This is a genomic window from Pseudarthrobacter sp. NPDC059871, from assembly GCF_042731175.1.
Taxonomy (GTDB): domain Bacteria; phylum Actinomycetota; class Actinomycetes; order Actinomycetales; family Micrococcaceae; genus Arthrobacter.
Window position 1 is genome coordinate 1 of record NZ_JBHWJV010000001.1, and the last position, 20,148, is coordinate 20,148.

The window sequence follows — 20,148 nt, forward strand, 5'->3', positions numbered from 1 at the left end:
CAAGACAAGAACCCAGCTTCAGGCACAATAGAACAGCAACCCGTGGCCCTGTTTTCAGTCGGCAAAACTGGCCCTATTTTCGGTTGGCGTTAACAGCTGACCGCACGAAGACCGAATCTCTTCGTTGGATAAGAACATCCGCAGCTAAGCCAAGGGTTAGTGCCATTGGCGGAGCCAACGCAGCGGTGTAGTACGTGTGGATTTGGTTACCCATATACGACAAGAGGAGAAAGGTACTGAAGAGCCATATCGCCGAAAGCAATGTCAGCGCCTTCTTCTGCCTCGAGCCCGTCCTGGACCAGGTGGTGGCCACCAACAAAGCTGCTGCTAACAGACTCGCGTAGAGAAGCCAACTGGCCTCCTGCCCATAGTTAGCGTTCAGCAGCCTAAAGACACCAGCGTCGCTGCCGACGGACCTGAACTGTTTAGGAATTAGGACGGTCATCGGTACCTCTTCGCTTCCCGCCACCCTGTCAATCCCGTTGTACGCAAGCGTTAGTTGCAGGACGCTGTTCGAGGATGAGCCTCCCACAAAGGGCCGTTCCTCGCTGGGTGTGAGGTCCACTGTGATTGGCCAGATTCCGCCAACGGCAAGCAGGGCAAGCAGCCCCCCGCAGGCAGTACGCAGCTTTCTTCGAAACGTTTGGGGACTGAACATCAGGAATGAAAGTCCGATGGCGGGGACGCTTAGGAGACCCTGAAGTTGTTTGGTCATGAACGCCATTCCAAGAAAGGCCGCAGTGAGAACAAAATAACCTGGGCGTCCTGACTCCAAATATGCGATTAAGCTCCAGACAGCCGCCACCATGAGAAATAGCATCAGTGGGTCCGGATTGTTGTAGCGGGACATGAGCGTGATGATTGGCGTCGTAAAGAATACGGTTGCCCCAAAAAGCGCGGGAACCGTGCTGATACACCTGCGAAGAATGTTGTAGATCAGAAATGTCGTCGCTACGCCGAGAATTGCTTGTGGGAGCAGTATCGCGACGGGGTTGAAACCAAGCACACGAACTGATAGCCCCATAAGCCAGAGACTGAGGGGCGGTTTGTCCACTGTAATTGAGTTGCCCCAGTCGGAGGATCCATAAAAGAACGCCTTGAAATCAATGGCGCCCGACTGCACGGCGGCACTGTAGTAGTAGTTTCCCCAGCCATTGATGGGCAAGTCCCAGCAGTACAGCACCCCATTCACAATTAGGACCGTCAGTAAGGCGGATCGTTCCCAGGCGGGATCTTTGTCGGGACCACGTAGAAAACGAGTAAGTCCACTCGTGATTCGCGACAGCAGTTGGGGCGTCGTGCGCTGCCTACCCTGCCCTGCTCGCCAGGTTGTAGAGAGAGACACCGTCGACCACCTCCTCCGTGAAGTTTGCTCGCACCCAGTTGCTGATGTCTTTAGTTTCTGTGCTGAGCTCGCCGCGCTCGAGAAGGTCTTGCTGCCAGATGAAGTAGCCAACGCGCTTCTCGGCGACCAGCGCCTTGAACTGATCGAGGGTAGGTGCCGGATCCGTTCCGAGCCACCCACCCAAAGGTATGACGGGAAGTCCACTTTCCAGTTGGTAGAGCGCTGCGTTCTGAGCGGAATACGTGGCGGCTGCCCAAGTACGAGTTGCTGGACCGCTCTGCAGAACTCCGATGACGGCAGGCGAGGGCGGACTGCCTAGCGCAATCTTCTGTGCCCAGGCTGGGTCGCCCGCTTTGATGGCCAGCATGAGACGAGACATCGATGTTGAATCGGCGCCGACGGGTCCGGACTGCGGATTTGTCCCCTTCTGTGGTGTCAGCAGAGTGTAGATGTTGTTGCCGGCGGGCCCGATTAGAAGACTTATGGCGATAAGGAGCAAAGAGAGCAGGGTCCATTTGCCATTGCGAGCCGGAAGTATCCAGGCCGCGGTTCCCGCTAATCCAGCGATGACAAAGGCGACTCTAAACCATATTGGCCACTCATGGCTGTAGTTCATGATTCGCAGCCCCATATAGGACGAGGCTCCGATAAGTACAGCCCCAACAAGTTTAAGGATCGCGCGGTTCCTAAGGCGCCAGAGAGTTGACAAGCCGATTGCCACGACAAAGGCAAGCGGGCCGCCCAAAGCAAATGTGTAGTACGTGTGGATCATCGTCCCCATGAAGCAAAGAAGAGCAAGTACTGTAGCGAACCATACGATGGCAACAATCGAGAGGCTGCGTTGCTGTCTCGTCAATACAAGTGTCTTGCTGAGCACCATCGTGATGATGCAGCAGACAATCCCCGCGAAAAGCAACCAGCCTATTTCCGGCGCAAAGTTTCCGTTGAAAATGCGCCGTATGCCCCCGCCCAAGGGAGCCACGTCTTCGGATGCAGTTGCTCGGCTGCCGCTGCTGTTCATAGGTATTTGCACAAACCGAGCCAAACCGTTGTAGTCCAGCGTGAGTTCGATAGCGCTGTTGTTGACCGAACCTCCCACATAGGGGCGTAAAGACACAGGGATGAGGTCTACAGCGACTAGCCAGGCACCCCCCGTTGTAGCAGCGGGGAGTGAGGCAACCGCGAGCTGGCGAAGGCGTTGTACAAAGCGGCCCTGGCCAAGTGCCAGGACGGCTACACAGAGCGCTGGGACAACCAATAGTGCTTGAACCTGTTTGGCCATGAACGCCAGGCCCAGCAGGAAGCCAGCCAAAGCAAAAGTTCGGGATCTCCCCGATTCAAGTGCCTTAAGCGTCGCGAGTACTGACGACACCATAAGGAGACCCATTAAAGGCTCTGGATTATTGAAGCGCGACATAAGCATCACGACCGGCGTGACCGCATACGCAGCCGCTGCGAACAATGCTGTGCGGGGTCCAAAAGCTCGTCTCGTTATGCGGAAGACGAGATAAGTGGTCGCGAGACCCATGAGGGCTTGGGGGACCAGGATGCTCCAGCTGCTGAGTCCGAACAGACGGACTGAGAGTGCTATAACCCAAGTGCTCAACGGAGTCTTGTCCACCGTTATGAGATTTCCCCATTCCACGGACCCGAAGAAGAACGCCTTCCAGTCATGTGCACCAGCCTGCGCCGCCGCCGAGTAGTACGGGTTGGCCCAACCGTTTGCTTCCAGGCCCCAGAGATAAAGGCATGCAACGCTCGCCAGCAGACCTATTAGCCCAGGACGCTCCCAGGGGTCATTCTGCGCCGGTCCACGCCACAGCAACCTCCAATTCATCGGCACCGACATCAATATCGCCGCGATTGAACGAAACCGTCGCTCCCTTGGTTCACCTGAATGCGATGGTTTACCGGTTCCCAGCGTCTTCAACAGCTGGCTCATAGTGGTCGTCCGTCATGCGCCAATGCTGCCCTGACCAGTGAAACGGCCCGTCCGCTGCGACGCTCTCGGAACACCCAAACTCGGAGGAGAACAAACCGCATCAGCGTTGCCAGAACATTTGCTGCGGTGAGAACCAACAACTCCACGTTAGGCGCGGCATCGGGATGCAATGCGTGGAGCGTCAGCAGCGATGCAGAGGTAATGCTCCAAGCGAGAAGAAAGACTATGAGGCCTTGTAGTTGTTGGGTGAACAGCTTGGCCGGTCCACTGATACCGAAGGTGAAGCGCCTGTTAGCCGCGGTGTTTCCCATGGCGGTCAGAAGCAGTGCAAGGAAGTTAGCTTCCTGTGCACCGAAAGGCCCTTGGAGCACGAGATAAAGGAGCGCGAAGGCGAGAGTTGAGGCAACTCCGACGAGTCCGAAACGTAGAACTTGGCCGAAAAAGCTTGGGCGACCAAAAGGGACGATCGGCCGGCGGCCTAACTCGGCATAGATAGCCTGTACGGGAATCGCTCCTCGGACAAGAGACCCGGCCACCCGGACCATTCCCCGCAAATCGTCATATGCCGTTTGCCTGATATCAACGCGGCTGTCTGGGTCGTCCACCCAATCAACGGGAATTTCGTGGATGCGAAGTCCGGAGCGCTCAGCAATGATCAGCAGCTCAGTGTCGAAAAACCAGCCGTTGTCCTCCACATGGGGGAGCACGCGCTTGGCCACATCAGCCCGAATTGCCTTGAACCCGCATTGCGCGTCCGAAAAACGAACCTGCATCGTGCGCCGGAGCAGGAAGTTGTAAGTACGGGAAATGAACTCCCGCTTTGGGCCACGGATCACCCTTGAGCTCTGGCCCAGTCGCGTTCCAATAGAGATATCGGAATGCCCGGATAACAGGGGCGCCACCAGCGGTGGAAGCGCGGCCAAGTCAGTTGACAGGTCCACATCAAGGTAGGCAAGCACTTTGGCTTCCGAGGCGCTCCAGGCATCTCTCAGTGCCAGGCCGCGCCCTTTAGTTTCAAGCCGCCGGTAACCGACGTTCTCCAAGTGCTCGCTGAGTCGAGCGGCAATCACCGGCGTCCGGTCAGTGCTTGCATTATCGGCAATGGTGATTTTCCACGTCGACGGCATTTCATTCGTCAAGTATTCGGCGAGCCTTGTGATGCTGTTTTCGAGTACCGCTTCTTCGTTGTAGACCGGTACTACAATTTCGAGCGCCAAGCCCCCATAGCTAGGTGTCATGCATGGATCGTAGGGGCCCGCAATTCACCCTGACGAGGCTTTTTGGGAAAGACAGGTACTCGGGCGGGAAATCCAAGTAGCCCAGTACTCGTATCCATCCGAATAGCAGTGGAGGTAGCAACTTACGGGTGCTGTACTTGCCGTCGCGGTTGAGCACTCGTCAGTCCTCGCAGCCACCTTTCTGCGGGCTTTTCCACGAACTCATGGAGAAGCCCGGACAACGAAATGGAGACCAGGACAACAACGGCTGCCAGCCAAGCCGCTTGGTCCGTAGAGGTGGCGTAAGGACTCGCCGTCCTGATCAGGAGTTCGTGAACCAAGTAAAGGGCATACGACCACTCGCCGAGCTTTATCAGCACCGAGGAGCTAAGCACGCTGCTCCTACCGGAAAGGTCAGCTCGCGTGCAAGCGGCGATGAGTGCCAGGAAGGCCGGCAACATGATGAGGTTGGCGAACGTGACCGGTATAGGGACACGCCAGATGGCCGTCGCGATTATGAGAGCGAGGTTCAATGCACCCACAAGCGATGCTGCTTGTAAAACACTGAAACGGGGACGCCAGCCTTCCTTCAGGAGGTTGGCAACGGACATCCCGAGTACGAATTCGCCGAGTCGGTAGAGGGGCATCGTGCCAAGGAGGAAGTCAGCGGCGGCCATGGATGAAAGGGGCGCCAGACCAATTGGCAAGGCAAGCATTGCTGCCGGAACAACGATCATTGCCCTAGCCGCCAAAGAAGGCGTTATGAGTCGCTGACAGAGCAGAGGAAAAGCTAGATAGAAGAAAATTTCGCATGACAATGACCAAGAGACACCGTTGAACGCACCTAAGAAGGGACTAGCGGGAATCCATGATTGGGTTAGGGAGACAACAAACGGGGCAGCCCACCATGTGAATTCCGGAGATGCTGGCAGGGGTGCTGTAAAGACCGCGAGCCCGGTAGTAAGCAGGTGAAGTGGCCATATTCGCGCTATCCGGTGCCAGTAGAAACTGCGTGCTGAGCCGTGTTGCCGTTGAGACCAGGCAAGTACGAATCCCGAAAGCACGAAGAAAAAGCTGACTCCTGTGAAGCCGTAACCGAAGACAGACAGGCTGTCGGCTAGGGGCGGGACATATAGGTGCAAGTGGTACATAACCACTGCCAAGGCAGCGAAGAAACGAAGCCCAGTCAGGCTTGCCAAACGGCGGCCAGTAGCCGGCATAGGACCCCCCAATATATGACGCGTCAGCATCGCTGGCGTGAGCATATCCACGTAATCTCAGCTCCAGGCTCAAGATATCCGCAGATGCTGCGGGACAGACCCGAACACTGGCTCCAAGCCACTGCCACCGCCATCCCATACACTTGACCGGTGTCTAGATTATTTGGAACTGATGGTGTCCGGGGGCTGGCCAACGGGCTGCTGACTGCAGAGCTGGCCCTGCAGCTGGCCCAGGCGGCCGCCGTCGTACTTGGCCACGACCGCAACTCCAACGGCTCCCGGCCCCGCGCCGTGGTGGCCCGTGATCCGCGTGCCAGCGGGGAATTCATCGCCGCCGCGGTGGAGGCAGGGCTCTCCAGCTCGGGCATCGACGTCTACGACGCCGGCGTCCTCCCCACCCCGGCCGCCGCGTACCTGGTGGCAGACCTGGAAGCCGACTTCGGCGTCATGATCTCAGCCTCCCACAACCCGGCACCGGACAACGGCATCAAATTCTTCGCCCGGGGTGGCCAGAAACTCCCTGATGACGTGGAAGACGCCATCGAGGCCCAGATGCACAACGAGGCCGTCCGTCCCATCGGTCCCGACGTGGGGCGCATCCAGCGCTTCTCCGACGCCGAGGACCGCTACGTCGTCCACCTCCTCAGCACCCTCCCGCACCGCCTTGAGGGCCTCACCGTGGTCCTGGACTGCGCCCACGGCGCCGCCAGCGGCTGCTCACCGCAGGTCTTCAAGGACGCCGGCGCGGACGTCATCGTCATCGGCGCCGACCCGGACGGACTCAACATCAACGACGGCGTGGGCTCCACCCACCTGGGCCCACTCAAGGAAGCAGTCCTCCAGTACGGCGCGGACCTTGGCATCGCCCACGACGGCGATGCTGACCGCTGCCTGGCCGTGGATCACGAAGGCAACGAAGTGGACGGCGACCAGATCATGGCGATCCTCGCCGTCGCCCTCAAAAAGGCCGGCAAGCTGAACGACGACGTCCTGGTGGCCACCGTCATGAGCAACCTCGGCCTCAAGATCGCCCTCCGCGACGCCGGCATCAGCATCCGCGAAACAGCCGTGGGGGACCGCTACGTCCTCGAGAACATGCGCGAAGGCGGCTTCAACCTCGGCGGGGAACAGTCCGGCCACGTCATCTTCTCGGACCACGCCACCACCGGCGACGGCCTGCTCACCGGCCTGCAGCTCGCCGCCCAGGTGGCCCTGACCGGGACGTCCCTCAAGGACCTGGCCGCCGTCATGACTAAGCTTCCGCAGGTCCTCATCAACGTCAAGGGCGTGGACCGCACGAAGGTCAACAGCAATGACGTCCTGGCCCAGGCCGTCAAAGCCGCTGAGGCTGCCCTCGGAGAGACCGGCCGCGTCCTCCTCCGCCCCTCCGGCACCGAACCGGTGGTTCGGGTCATGGTGGAGGCCGCCGACGAGGAAACCGCGCAGTCCATTGCCGAACACCTTGCACAGGTGGTCCGCACGGAACTCGCGCTGGAACTCATCAGCGAATAGCTGCACATACGAATGAGGCCCGCTTCCACAAATGGAAGCGGGCCTCATGTGTATATCGGCTAGGACGAGCGGCTTCGCAACTCGTCGCGGATCTCGGTGAGCAGGGCGATCTGCGGATCCTCTGCAGATTCTTCCTTGACGTCAGGGTTGATGCCGAGACGGCGGTTGCGCCGTTCGATCATGTGGTTCATGGGCAGGACCACAACAAAGTAAATGGCGGCGGCGATCAGCACGAACGAGATGACGGCGGAGATGACGCGGCCGTAGAGGAAGCCCTCCCACTGCATCTCCTCGATTCCCTTCGCCTGGAACAGAAGGCCGATCAACGGTGTGAGCAGTCCTTCCACGATCGATGTGACGACGGCGCCGAATGCGGCACCCATCACGACAGCGACGGCAAGGTCTACGACGTTGCCCTTCATGATGAAATTCTTGAATCCGGTCAACATGAGTTCCAAGCTAGCCCACGTCTGTTAACCCTGTGTGAACCCCGGCCCCTATTTTGAACCGTGTTGGGAACCTAACGGCCGAGTTGTCCGTTAGGGATACCCCGGTGCCGCCCCCACGCCGAAGTACTCCTCGAGCGTGACAACCCCGCGTGCGGACATGTCCGTGGCCGCATCCACTCCGATGTACCGCAGGTGCCACGGCTCGTAGTAGTACCCGGTGGTTTCATGGAACATCCACGGATACCGCACCACGAACCCGAACCGGTGGGCGTTGGCTTTCGCCCACACGGCGGCAGGCTGGTCGGCGAAGCACGGCTGGAAGGCGCATGCTCCGCCGCCGTCGGCAATGTCGAAGGACCAGCCCGTCTGATGCTCCGAGTAGCCCGGCCGGGCGCTGGCCGTGTCCGCGTCCGCCTGGCCGCGCGCGGCCACATACCCGTTGTACGTGGACACCTGCGTGGCATAGGAGCGGTACCCGCTGGCCAGGACCATGACCACGCCGTCCCGCGCGGCAGCCGCGAACATCGCCTCGGCCGCTGCCGCCGTCGTACTGTTCAGCAGCGCGGACTCACCCGATGCGGAGATCCCGACGGCGGGACTCACCAGGTCCGCCGGCGCATAGTCAGCGGGGGCCAGCGGCCGGTGCTTGTTGACCACTACCCACGGGCTGGCCGGATCGGTCAGGGAAAACTGGCGGGGGAGCGCCGCTGACGGTGAGGGGGCTGCGGAAGGTTCCGGCGGTGTGCCGGCCGCCGTCGCTGCCTCCGGCGCGGCAACCGGGGTGCCCGCCGACGTCGGGGACGGGACCGGGGAAGCCGACGGCGGGACCGACGACGGCGGCGCAGCCTCAGGCGCGCCGGGCGTGCAGGCGGTGAGTACGGTCAGCCCGGCCCCCACGGCGAGGAAGCGGGCAAAGCTCCGGCGGCTGGCCGTTACGGCTGAAGCGGCGCAGTTGTGGCACACCTGTGCTAGACCTTCCTCAGGAGCATCCGGCGGATGGTGTGGTCGGAGTCCTTGGTGAGCACCAGCTGGGCCCGGCCCCTGGTGGGAAGGACGTTCTCCTCCAGGTTGGGCTCGTTGATGCGCTTCCAGATGTCCCGGGCGGTGCTCTCCGCCTCGTCATCGGACAGGCTGGCATACCGGTGGAAGTAGGACTCCGGCTGCGCGAACGCCGTGGTCCGCAGCTTCCGGAACCGGTCCACGTACCACTCCTCGATATAGGAGGTCTTGGCGTCAACGTAGATGGAGAAGTCGAAGAAGTCGCTCAGCGCCAGACCCTGCCGGCCGTCATGCCTGGGGCGCGCCGGGGCCAGCACGTTTAGGCCTTCCACAATGAGGACATCCGGGCGGCGGACCACCACTTCCTTTTCGGGAACGATGTCGTACGTGACATGCGAGTACCAGGGCGCGTGGACTTCCTCGGCCCCGCCCTTGATTTCGCTCACAAACCGCAGCAGCGCCCGCCGGTCATAGGACTCCGGGAAACCCTTCCGGTCCAGCAGCTGCCGCCGCTTGAGCTCGGCCAGGGGATACAGGAAACCATCCGTCGTGATGAGCTCCACGTTGGGTGTGCCGGGCCAGCGGCGCAGCATCTCCCGCAGCACGCGCGCAATGGTGGATTTGCCCACGGCAACGGATCCGGCAACGCCGATGACGAACGGGGTGCGCTGGGTCTGTTCGCCCAGGAAGGTTGTGGTGGCCGCGTGCAGCTGCCCGGCAGCTTCCACATAGAGGTGCAGGAGGCGGGACAGCGGAAGGTAGACCTCTCGGATTTCCTTCATGTCCAGGGGATCGCCAAGGCCGCGCAGGCGGACAATATCCTCTTCGTTGAGGGGTTGTTCCATCTGGGCTGCCAGCCTGGACCAGGTCTGCCGGTCCAGTTCCACGAACGGGGAAGCACCCTCCCCGTTCGCCTCGTTGCGTTGCAAAGTCACGTTAGAGATTCTGCCCCGCACTCCGCGCATAGCGAAATGGAAGCGGCTCCGGGGCGCGGCGGTCCGGGCAAGAAGTGCTCAAGATCCGGTTCCGGGTTACAAGCAACCAGTTCCCACCCGATACTCTTGAGGCTATGTGTGGAATCGTGGGTTATGTAGGCCGTTCTGTTGACGGCGCTGTTAATGGTCACAGTGCTTTGGACGTTGTCCTTGAGGGGCTTCGCCGGCTGGAGTACCGCGGTTATGACTCGGCGGGCGTTGCTGTGGTCTCGGATGGTGTGATCGAGTCGCGGAAGAAGTCCGGGAAGCTGAGCAACCTGCTGACTGAGCTGGAGGAGCGTCCCCTGCCGGAGACCCTGACCGGCATCGGCCACACGCGGTGGGCCACCCATGGCGGCCCCACGGACCGTAACGCGCACCCGCACCTGGCCGATGGCGGGAAGCTGGCCGTGATCCACAACGGCATCATCGAAAACTTTGCCGAGCTTAAGCTCGAGCTGGTGGAAAAGGGTGTGACCTTCCTGTCCGAGACGGACACCGAGGTTGCTGCCGCGCTGCTGGCGGACATCTTCCGGAACCAGCTGGGCGGGGACGTCTCCAACGGCGGCCTGACCAAGGCCATGGAACTGGCCTGCCAGCGCCTCGAGGGCGCCTTCACGCTGCTGGCTGTCCACGCGGACCAGCCCGACGTCGTGGTTGCTGCCCGCCGTAACTCACCGCTGGTGGTGGGCCTGGGCGAGGGGGAGAACTTCCTGGGCTCGGACGTGTCCGGGTTCATCGATTACACCCGCCGCGCGGTGGAGCTGGGCCAGGACCAGATTGTCACCATCACCGCCGACAGTGTGGTGATCACCGACTTCTTCGGGAACCCGGCCGAGGGCAAGGAATACCACGTTGACTGGGACCCGGCCTCGGCGAAGAAAGGCGGCTTCTCCTCGTTCATGGAGAAGGAAATCCATGACCAGCCCGACGCCGTGGCGCAGACCCTGCTGGGCCGCTCCGACCTGGAGGGCAAGCTGACCCTGAGCGAGCTCCGGATCGACCCCGAGCTGCTCAAACAGGTCAACAAGATCGTGGTCCTGGCCTGCGGCACCGCCGCGTACGCCGGCACCGTGGCCAAGTACGCCATTGAGAACTGGTGCCGGATCCCCACCGAGGTTGAGCTGGCGCACGAGTTCCGGTACCGCGACCCGATCCTGGACGAGAACACCCTGGTGGTCTCCATCTCCCAGTCCGGCGAGACCATGGACACCCTGATGGCTGTCCGGTACGCCCGCGAGCAGGGCGCGAAGACCATCTCGATCTGCAACACCAACGGTTCCACCATCCCGCGTGAATCCGATGCCGTGCTGTACACGCACGCCGGTCCGGAGATCGCCGTGGCGTCCACGAAGGCGTTCCTGGCCCAGATCACGGCCGCGTACCTGCTGGGCCTGTACCTGGCACAGCTGCGCGGGAACATCTTCTCCGGCCAGATCAAGGACGTCCTTGCGGACCTGGCCAAGATCCCGGACAAGATCCAGACCATCCTGGACAACGCCGGCCCCCTGCGGGAACTGGCCCGGTCCATGGCGGACGAGAAGTCGGTGCTGTTCCTGGGCCGGCACGTGGGCTACCCGGTGGCCCTGGAAGGTGCGCTGAAGCTCAAGGAAATCGCGTACATCCACGCCGAGGGGTTCGCCGCCGGCGAGCTCAAGCACGGCCCGATCGCCCTGATCGACGAGGGCCAGCCGGTGTTCGTGGTGGTCCCGTCCCCGCGCGGCCGCGATTCGCTGCACGCCAAGGTGGTCTCCAACATCCAGGAAATCCGCGCCCGCGGCGCCCGGACCCTGGTGATCGCCGAGGAAGGCGACGAAGCCGTGAAGGCCTACGCCGAGCACGTCTTCTACGTCCCGGAGACCCCCACGCTGCTGATGCCGCTGCTGACCACCGTCCCGCTGCAGATCTTCGCCGCGGAACTCGCCGCAGCAAAGGGCTACGACGTGGACCAGCCGCGCAACCTCGCCAAGAGCGTCACCGTAGAGTAGTCCCATGATCGTTGGCATTGGGGTAGACGTAGTAGACATCGAGCGGTTCGGCCGCCAGCTGGAACGGACACCGGGCCTTCGGGACCGGCTGTTCGTGCCCGCCGAGCGAGAGCTCAACACCCGGTCCCTTGCTGCCCGGTTCGCCGCCAAGGAAGCTGTGGCCAAGGTCCTTGGCGCGCCTGCAGGCATGAACTGGCAGGACTGCTGGATCGGCCTGGACCACAACGGGCCCACCGTGCAGGTCAAGGGCACGGTGCTGGCAGTCGCGGAGGCCAAGGGTGTCAAGCGCTGGCACCTGTCCATCAGCCACGACGGCGGCATCGCCACGGCGACGGTCCTGGCCGAGGGCTGACCCGGCCCGCCCGCTGGGACCTCAGACGATGATCAGCGCCTACAGCGGAACCCAGGTCCGTGCCGCCGAGGAGCCGCTCCTCGCCGCCGGGCTCGGTGATGTCCTGATGCAGCGTGCTGCACACGGCCTCGCCAACGCGGTGATCAACGAATTGCGTTCCCGCGGGTGCCGCATCTACGGAACCCGCCTCGTGGTGCTGGCCGGCAAAGGCAACAACGGCGGCGACGGCCTCTACGCCGCAGCGTTCCTCGCCGCCCGCGGGATGCGTACGACGGCGGTCCTCACCGGCGGTGCGGCCCACCCGGCGGCGCTGGCTGCCTTCACACGCGCCGGCGGCCGCGCGGAGGAACTGACCGACGCGGCACTTGGTGGGCTGGCCGCGGAGACTCTGCGTGCCGACGTCGTCATTGACGCCATTCTGGGCACCGGTGCCAAAGGCGGGCTGCGGGGGAGTGCTGCCACGTTGGTGCAGGCCGTCCTCGAGGCGCGCCACCCTGCCCTCAGCGACGGGTTCGTGGTGGCCTGTGACCTGCCCAGCGGCGTGAATGCGGATACCGGCGAGGCAGCCGGGCCGGTGCTGCCTGCCGACTTGACGGTCACGTTCGGCGGAGCCAAGGCGGGCCTGCTGGCTGACCCCGGCGCGGACCATGCAGGCAGGGTGCACGTGGTTCCCATCGGCATCGAGGAACATCTTCCTGTTCCGGTCCTCCGCCGGCTCGGTGAGGCAGAGCTTTCCGGCCTTTTGCCGCACCCCGCCCGCCGGGCGCACAAATACTCGCGCGGGGTCCTGGGCATCGTGGCCGGCTCTGTGCAGTATCCTGGCGCTGCCGTGCTGGCCTGCCGCGGGGCACTTGCCGCCGGTGCGGGCATGGTCCGGTACCTTGGCCCGCCCGAGGTGGCTGACCTGGTGCGCCAGTCGTGCCCCGAAGTGGTGTGCAGCGACGGATCCGTGGCGGACAACCGGGTGCAGGCCTGGCTGGTGGGCTCGGGCATGGGGCCGGAGGACCACGAACAGCTGGCGCGGGCGCGCGATGCCATCGAATCCGGCCTGCCCGTTGTGGCCGACGCCGGCGCGCTGCCGGCGCTGCCCCAAAAGCTCGCACCGAACGTGGTGCTGACGCCGCACGCAGGCGAGCTCGCCGCGCTGATGAAGCGCTTGGAGGGCGAAGCCGACGCCCGGTTTGGCGACCGCGGGGCCGTGGAAGCCGCCACCTTCGACGCAGTCCGCAAGGCGGCGGGCCTGACCGGGGCCACCGTGCTGCTCAAAGGTCCCGCCACATTGGTGGCCGCGCCGGGCGGCGGAGCCTTCAGCCAGGCGGACGGCACGCCCTGGCTTGCCACGGCCGGAAGCGGCGACGTGCTGGCCGGCGTCATCGGCGCCCTGCTCGCCCAGGCGGGTCCCGGCGTCGACCGTTTCCGCCCTCTGGGCATCGACGACGACGTCCGCTGGGCTGCGCTGGCCGCGCTGGGAGCTGCGCTTCACGGCCTCGCCGGGAGGGCGGCGTCGGACGCGCGCTCGGGCGGTCCGATCACCGCCGGTGCGGTGGCGAATGCCATACCCGAAATCTGCGGTAAAGTCAGCATGCTTAGTAACTCTGGAGCCTGGAAACGTAATAGTCACAGCCAACCATTACGGTAGGCATTAGTTCGCACCGGCAGTAGGGGCGTTCCGATGCCCTCTGCTGCTGACCAACAAATGAGGAGCACGATGGAAGTCTGGCCTGGAACTGCCTACCCGCTGGGAGCAACCTTTGACGGCACCGGCACCAATTTCGCACTGTTCAGCGAACAGGCCGAACGGGTGGAACTCTGCCTCCTGGCTGATGACCTGACCGAAACGCGGATCGAACTGACCGAAGTGGACGGCTACGTCTGGCACTGCTACCTGCCCCACATCCAGCCCGGCCAGAAGTACGGTTACCGCGTCCACGGACCGTACGAGCCCGCCAACGGCAGCCGTTTCAACCCGAACAAGCTCCTGATGGACCCGTACGCGAAAGCCATCCAGGGCGAGATCGACTGGGACCCGGCCCTCTTCTCCTACGAGTTCGGTGACCCGGATTCGCGCAACGACGCCGACTCGGCCGCCCACACCATGCACGGTGTGGTCATCAACCCGTTCTTCGAATGGGACGGCGACCGGCAGCTCCGCGTCCCGTACCACCAGTCCGTCATCTACGAGGCCCACGTCAAGGGCCTCACCGAGCTGCACCCGGAAATTCCCGAAGAGCAGCGCGGCACCTACGCAGGCGTGGCCCACCCCGCGGTCATCGAGCACCTGAAGAAGCTCGGCGTCACGGCCATCGAGCTCATGCCGGTTCACCAGTTCGTCAACGACGGCACCCTGCAGGAGAAGGGCCTCAACAACTACTGGGGCTACAACACCATTGGCTTCTTCGCGCCGCAGAACACCTACAGCTCCACCGGCGACGTTGGACACCAGGTCCAGGAATTCAAGGCCATGGTCCGCGACCTGCACCGGGCCGGCATCGAAGTCATCCTCGACGTCGTGTACAACCACACCGCCGAAGGCAACCACCTGGGCCCCACCCTGTCCTTCAAGGGCATCGACAACCAGGCCTACTACCGGCTGGTGGACAACGACCTCAAGCACTACATGGACTACACCGGCACGGGCAACTCGCTTAACGTCCGCCACCCGCACTCCCTGCAGCTGCTGATGGACTCCCTGCGCTACTGGGTCACCGAGATGCACGTTGACGGCTTCCGCTTCGACCTCGCATCCACCCTGGCCCGCGAGTTCTACGACGTTGACAAGCTCTCCACGTTCTTCGAACTCATCCAGCAGGACCCCATCGTTTCCCAGGTCAAGCTGATCGCCGAGCCCTGGGACGTTGGCCCCGGCGGCTACCAGGTGGGCAACTTCCCGCCGCAGTGGACGGAATGGAACGGAAAGTACCGCGACACGGTCCGTGACTTCTGGCGCGGCGAGCCGTCCACCCTGGGTGAATTCGCTTCCCGCCTCACCGGCTCCGCCGACCTCTACGAGAGCTCCGCGCGCCGCCCTGTCGCCTCCATCAACTTCGTTACCGCACACGACGGCTTCACCATGCGGGACCTCGTGTCCTACAACGAGAAGCACAACGAGGCCAACGGCGAGGGCAACAACGACGGCGAATCGCACAACCGGTCCTGGAACTGCGGCGAGGAGGGTGACACCGACGACGAGAAGGTACTCACCCTGCGCGCCCGCCAGCAGCGGAACTTCATCGCCACCCTGCTGCTCTCCCAGGGCGTGCCGATGGTCCTGCACGGCGACGAACTGGGCCGCACGCAGCAGGGCAACAACAACACCTACTGCCAGGACTCCGAGCTCAGCTGGGTGCACTGGGAAGCCATGGACCAGCCCCTGGTGGAGTTCACGGCGTTCGTCTCTAAGCTCCGGCGCGACCACCCCACGTTCCGCCGCAGCCGCTTCTTCGACGGCCGTCCCGTCCGCCGTGGCGAGGGCGAAAAGCTGCCCGACATCGTCTGGCTGAAGACCGATGGCACCGAAATGCTGCCCGAGGACTGGGGCAGCGGCTTCGGCCGGACCATCGGTGTCTTCTACAACGGTGACGGAATCCAGGAGCAGGACTCCCGGGGCCGCCGCATCACTGACGACAGCTTCCTGATGGCCTTCAACGCCCACGACGACGAGGTGGAGTTCCTCCTGCCCTCCGACGAGTACTCGCAGTACTGGGAGGTCATGGTGGACACCGCGGCCCAGGCCGACGCCTACGAACCCCTCAAGGCAGGGGCCACACTGACGCTGGACGCCAAGTCCACGGTGGTACTGCGTGCCTACTCCGGTCCCGAGGCGGAGGTGGACACGTCCGCGGCCGCTTCCCTGGCCTCCATGGCCGAGCATGAGGAAGCCCAGGAGGAGATGGTGGAAGCCCAGACCAAGGCCGCCGAAGCGAGCGAGGCAAAGGCAACGGGCGCCGATAAGGAAACCAAGGCATGAGGACGCCGGCCTCCACCTACCGGCTGCAGATCCGCAGCAGCTTCACGCTGTTTGACGCCGCCGAAAAGGTCCCTTACCTGAAGTCGCTCGGCGTGGACTGGGTCTACCTGTCGCCCATCCTCACGGCGGAACAGGGCTCGGACCACGGCTACGACGTGACCGATCCCTCCGCCGTCGACCCCGAGCGCGGCGGCCCGGAGGGGCTGCTGGCCCTTTCCCGCGCCGCCCGCGAGCACGGCATGGGTGTCCTGGTGGACATCGTGCCCAACCACGTGGGCGTTGCCACCCCGGCGCAGAACCCCTGGTGGTGGTCACTGCTGAAGGAAGGCCGCGGGTCACGGTACGCGGAAGCGTTCGACGTCGACTGGGACCTCGGCGGCGGCAAGGTCCGGCTCCCGATGCTGGGCTCCGACGCGGACCTGGACAAGCTGGAGATTAAGGACGGGGAACTCCGGTACTACGATCACCGGTTCCCGCTCGCCGACGGGACGTACTCCGAAGGAGACTCCCCGCAGGAGGTGCACAGCCGCCAGCACTACCAGCTGATGAACTGGCGCCGCGCCGACGCCGAGCTCAACTACCGCCGCTTCTTCGCGGTAACCACGTTGGCCGGAATCCGGGTGGAAACTCCCGCCGTCTTCGAAGAAGCCCACGCCGAGGTTGGCCGCTGGTTCACCGAAGGCCTGGTGGACGGCCTGCGGGTCGACCACCCGGACGGACTGGCCGACCCCGCGGGCTACCTGCGGTGGCTGAAGGACCTCACCGGCGGCGCCTACGTCCTGGTGGAAAAGATCCTGGAGCCCGGCGAGGTGCTGCCGGGGGACTTCGCCTGCGAGGGCACCACCGGGTACGACGCGCTCGCCGACGTGGACAGGGTGTTCGTGGATCCCGCCGGAGAAGAGTCACTGAACTCGCTGGACGCTGAGTTGCGTGGCACTCCCGAAGCCGCCGACTACGCGGAGATGATCCGCGGCACCAAGCGGATGATCGCCGACGGCATCCTCCGCTCCGAGGTGCTGCGGCTGGCCCGGCTGGTCCCGGAATCCCATGGACTGTCCGTTGATCAGGCAGCGGACGCCCTGGCCGAGGTCATCGCCTCCTTCCCGGTCTACCGGAGCTACCTGCCCACCGGGGCCGAGGTTCTCAAGGAAGCCTGCGAATCTGCCGCCGAACACCGTCCGGACCTCGCCGTTGCAGTGGGGACGCTCCTCCCGCTGCTGCTGGACCCGGCCAACCCCATCGCCGTCCGGTTCCAGCAGACCTCCGGCATGGTGATGGCCAAGGGCGTGGAAGACACCGCGTTCTACCGCTACACCCGCCTGGGCACACTGACCGAGGTGGGCGCAGAACCCACCGAGTTCGCCGTGTCCCCGGAGGAGTTCCATCACCGGATGCGCCGGCGGCAGGACGAGTTGCCGCTGTCCATGACCACCATGTCCACGCACGACACCAAGCGCAGCGAGGACGCCCGGGCACGGATCTCCGTGATCGCCGAGCTGCCGGGGGAGTGGGCCGCCACACTGGACACCCTCCGGAAGCTGGCTCCCATGCCCGACGGCCCCTACGAGAACCTGCTGTGGCAGGCCATCGTCGGCGCCTGGCCGGCCAGCCGGGAACGCCTGCAGGGCTACGCCGAGAAGGCCGCCCGCGAGGCCGGCAACTCCACTAAGTGGACTGACCCGGACGAGGACTTCGAGTCCCGGGTGAAGGCCGCCGTGGATGCTGTGTTCGACGACGCCGGCGTAGCCAAGGTTGTGGAGGACTTCGTGGCCCGCATTGATGCCTTCGCAGCGTCCAACTCCCTCTCCGCCAAGCTGGTCCAGCTGACCATGCCCGGCGTTCCGGACGTCTACCAGGGCAGCGAATTCTGGGAACGGTCCCTCACCGATCCTGATAACCGCCGTCCGGTGGACTTCGCGCTCCGGGAAGCCGAGCTGGCCAAGATCGACGCCGGCACGTTGCCTGACGCGGGCACGGAAGCCAGCAAGCTCCTGGCCACCACTCGGGCGCTCCGCCTCAAGCGGGACCGGCCGGATCTCTTCGAGGGCTACGTCCCGGTGACGGCAAGCGGTGCCGCAGCCGGACACCTGCTCGGGTTCTCCCGCGGCGCGGCCGACGGCACACCCGGGGCGGTGACCCTGGCAACGCGGCTGCCTGCGGGCCTGGACGCCGGCGGCGGCTGGCGCGATACCGCCGTCGAACTTCCCGCTCCTATGCGTGACGAACTGACGGGCGCCGACTTTGGTGCGGGCAGCGTGTTGGTGGCTGACGTGCTGGGTACCTACCCCGTGGCCCTGCTGGTCCCTGTGGATGGAGGAAACGCATGACCCTGGTCAACCAAGGACCCGAACGCTTCGACGTTTGGGCACCCGACGCCTCTTCCGTGACCCTCGTGGCGGGCGGCCGGGAGTACCCCATGGTGAAGAAGGACACCGCGCCCGGCACGGAGGGCTGGTGGACCGCCCCGGACGCGCCGGCCGACGGCGACGTGGACTACGGCTACCAGCTCGACGGCGACAGCCACCCGCTGCCCGACCCCCGGTCCCGGCGGGTGCCCGCAGGAGTCCACGAGCTGTCCCGGACCTTCGATCCCGCCGAGTACGCGTGGCAGGATTCCGGCTGGAAGGGCAGGCAACTCACCGGCTCGGTGATCTACGAACTCCACGTGGGCACCTTCACCCCGGAGGGAACCCTGGACGCCGCCGCAGGGAAGCTCGGCTACCTCGCGGACCTGGGCGTCGACTTCGTGGAGCTGCTGCCCGTCAACGGGTTCAACGGCACCCACAACTGGGGCTACGACGGCGTGCAGTGGTACGCCGTCCATGAGGGCTACGGCGGCCCCGCCGCGTACCAGCGGTTCGTCGACGCCGCTCACGCGGCCGGGCTCGGCGTCATCCAGGACGTGGTGTACAACCACCTTGGCCCCAGCGGCAACTACCTGCCCAAGTTCGGCCCGTACCTGAAGCAGGGCGACGCCAACACCTGGGGCGACTCCGTCAACCTCGACGGACCCGGCTCCGACGTGGTCCGGGAGTACATCCTGGACAACCTCGCGCTGTGGCTCCGGGACTACCACGTGGACGGGCTGCGGCTCGACGCCGTGCACGCCCTGCGCGACGAGCGGGCGGTCCACATCCTCGAGGAGTTCGGTGCGCTGGGTGACGCCGTCTCGGCCGAAACCGGGCTGCCCAAGACGCTGATCGCGGAGTCCGACCTGAACAGCCCCCGCCTGATCTACCCGCGGGACACCAACGGGTACGGCCTGGCAGGGCAGTGGAGTGACGACTTCCACCACGCGGTCCATGTCAACGTCAGCGGCGAAACCACCGGGTACTACTCCGACTTTGAGTCCCTGGCGGTGCTGGCCAAGGTCCTCAAGGACGGCTTCCTGCACGACGGAAGCTACTCCAGCTTCCGCGGCCGGCACCACGGCAGGCCCATCAACGCCTCGCTGGTGAACCCGGCGGCACTGGTGGTCTGCAACCAGAACCACGACCAGATCGGCAACCGGGCCATCGGCGACAGGCTGTCCCAGTCGCTGTCCTACGGGCAGTTGGCCGTGGCGGCGGTGCTCACGCTGACCTCGCCGTTCACGCCCATGCTGTTCATGGGCGAGGAATACGGGGCAACCACGCCGTGGCAGTTCTTCACGTCCCACCCGGAACCCGAGCTCGGTAAGGCCACCGCGGAAGGGCGCATCAAGGAATTCGAGCGCATGGGGTGGGATCCCGCCGTCGTGCCCGATCCCCAGGACCCGGAAACCTTCCACCGGTCCAAGCTGGACTGGGACGAAGCCGGCACGGGCGACCACGCCCGGCTGCTGGAACTCTACAAGTCCCTGACTGCACTTCGGCGCAGCCATCCGGAACTGGCCGGACTCGGCTTCGGCGAGACCGACGTGGCATACGACGACGACTCCGGGTGGCTGCGGTTCCGCCGCGGCAGCGTTGAGGTGCTGGTGAACTTCGCCGACGCCAAGGTCCGGCTGGACGGCGTCAACGGATCCCTCCTGCTGTCCTCCGACGAAGGGACAAGCCTGGACGGCGACGCCCTCGCTTTGGCTCCATGGAGCGCCGCCGTCGTTAAGTCCTGACGCTTCCGTTCCTTGCCGCGTGCGCGAGTTACGCCGCGGGCTGGCATTGTCAGCCCGCGGCGTAACTTTTGCGGTCCTGCCTGTTGCGCC

Annotated in this window: 14 protein-coding genes; 7 read left to right on the forward strand and 7 right to left on the reverse strand. The window is 64.2% G+C overall.

The features are described from left to right. Positions 1-73: 73 nt before the first annotated feature. From ACFV4R_RS00005 to ACFV4R_RS00020, 4 genes are all read right to left on the reverse strand, one after another. Positions 74-1,123 carry an ArnT family glycosyltransferase gene (locus ACFV4R_RS00005; RefSeq protein WP_377203849.1) on the reverse strand — a complete coding sequence of 350 codons (1,050 nt, stop codon included), beginning with the start codon at positions 1,121-1,123 and terminating at the stop codon, positions 74-76. A 184-nt stretch (positions 1,124-1,307) separates the two neighbouring features. Continuing rightward, positions 1,308-3,287: an ArnT family glycosyltransferase gene (locus ACFV4R_RS00010; protein WP_377203850.1), complete on the reverse strand. Its 1,980-nt coding sequence runs from the start codon at positions 3,285-3,287 to the stop codon at positions 1,308-1,310. Beyond that, complete coding sequence (locus ACFV4R_RS00015) at positions 3,284-4,525, reverse strand: glycosyltransferase (protein WP_377203851.1); 1,242 nt, start codon at positions 4,523-4,525, stop codon at positions 3,284-3,286. Before ACFV4R_RS00015 ends, ACFV4R_RS00010 begins: the two co-directional genes overlap by 4 nt. Before the next feature lie 122 nt (positions 4,526-4,647). Then, positions 4,648-5,769: an acyltransferase family protein gene (locus ACFV4R_RS00020; protein ID WP_377203911.1), complete on the reverse strand. Its 1,122-nt coding sequence runs from the start codon at positions 5,767-5,769 to the stop codon at positions 4,648-4,650. 105 nt (positions 5,770-5,874) lie between these two features. On the opposite strand from ACFV4R_RS00020, the gene glmM reads away from it, so the two are divergent. Further along, on the forward strand, positions 5,875-7,236 hold the full coding sequence (gene glmM, locus ACFV4R_RS00025) for a phosphoglucosamine mutase (RefSeq protein ID WP_377203852.1): 1,362 nt from the start codon (positions 5,875-5,877) through the stop codon (positions 7,234-7,236). A gap of 59 nt (positions 7,237-7,295) precedes the next feature. Here glmM and mscL read toward each other — a convergent pair whose 3' ends face one another. The 3 genes from mscL to coaA all read right to left on the reverse strand — a co-directional run bounded on the left by mscL (position 7,296) and on the right by coaA (position 9,649). After that, the gene (gene mscL / locus ACFV4R_RS00030) at positions 7,296-7,685 is read right to left on the reverse strand and encodes a large conductance mechanosensitive channel protein MscL (protein WP_268156743.1); all 390 of its coding nucleotides are present in this window, start codon (positions 7,683-7,685) and stop codon (positions 7,296-7,298) included. Between the two features lie 90 nt (positions 7,686-7,775). Further along, entirely contained in the window at positions 7,776-8,648 is an 873-nt protein-coding gene (locus ACFV4R_RS00035; protein WP_377203853.1) for a D-alanyl-D-alanine carboxypeptidase family protein, read from the reverse strand. Between the two features lie 5 nt (positions 8,649-8,653). Next, the gene (gene coaA / locus ACFV4R_RS00040) at positions 8,654-9,649 is read right to left on the reverse strand and encodes a type I pantothenate kinase (protein ID WP_172829987.1); all 996 of its coding nucleotides are present in this window, start codon (positions 9,647-9,649) and stop codon (positions 8,654-8,656) included. A gap of 104 nt (positions 9,650-9,753) precedes the next feature. Between coaA and glmS the strand changes: the two genes are divergently transcribed. From glmS to treZ, 6 genes are all read left to right on the forward strand, one after another. Next, a complete protein-coding gene (glmS, locus tag ACFV4R_RS00045; protein WP_377203854.1) occupies positions 9,754-11,646 on the forward strand; it encodes a glutamine--fructose-6-phosphate transaminase (isomerizing) in 1,893 nt (630 codons plus the stop codon). A 4-nt stretch (positions 11,647-11,650) separates the two neighbouring features. Beyond that, complete coding sequence (locus tag ACFV4R_RS00050; RefSeq protein ID WP_013601780.1) at positions 11,651-11,998, forward strand: holo-ACP synthase; 348 nt, start codon at positions 11,651-11,653, stop codon at positions 11,996-11,998. Between the two features lie 28 nt (positions 11,999-12,026). Then, the gene (locus ACFV4R_RS00055; RefSeq protein ID WP_377203855.1) at positions 12,027-13,637 is read left to right on the forward strand and encodes an NAD(P)H-hydrate epimerase; all 1,611 of its coding nucleotides are present in this window, start codon (positions 12,027-12,029) and stop codon (positions 13,635-13,637) included. Positions 13,638-13,706: 69 nt separating this feature from the next. Continuing rightward, complete coding sequence (glgX, locus tag ACFV4R_RS00060) at positions 13,707-15,965, forward strand: glycogen debranching protein GlgX (protein WP_377203856.1); 2,259 nt, start codon at positions 13,707-13,709, stop codon at positions 15,963-15,965. Further along, positions 15,962-18,292, forward strand: coding sequence for a malto-oligosyltrehalose synthase (gene treY / locus ACFV4R_RS00065; protein WP_377203857.1), 2,331 nt, complete (start codon positions 15,962-15,964; stop codon positions 18,290-18,292). The genes glgX and treY overlap by 4 nt, the downstream gene beginning before the upstream one ends. Continuing rightward, positions 18,289-20,058, forward strand: coding sequence for a malto-oligosyltrehalose trehalohydrolase (gene treZ, locus ACFV4R_RS00070; RefSeq protein ID WP_377203858.1), 1,770 nt, complete (start codon positions 18,289-18,291; stop codon positions 20,056-20,058). Before treY ends, treZ begins: the two co-directional genes overlap by 4 nt. Positions 20,059-20,148 lie beyond the last annotated feature (90 nt).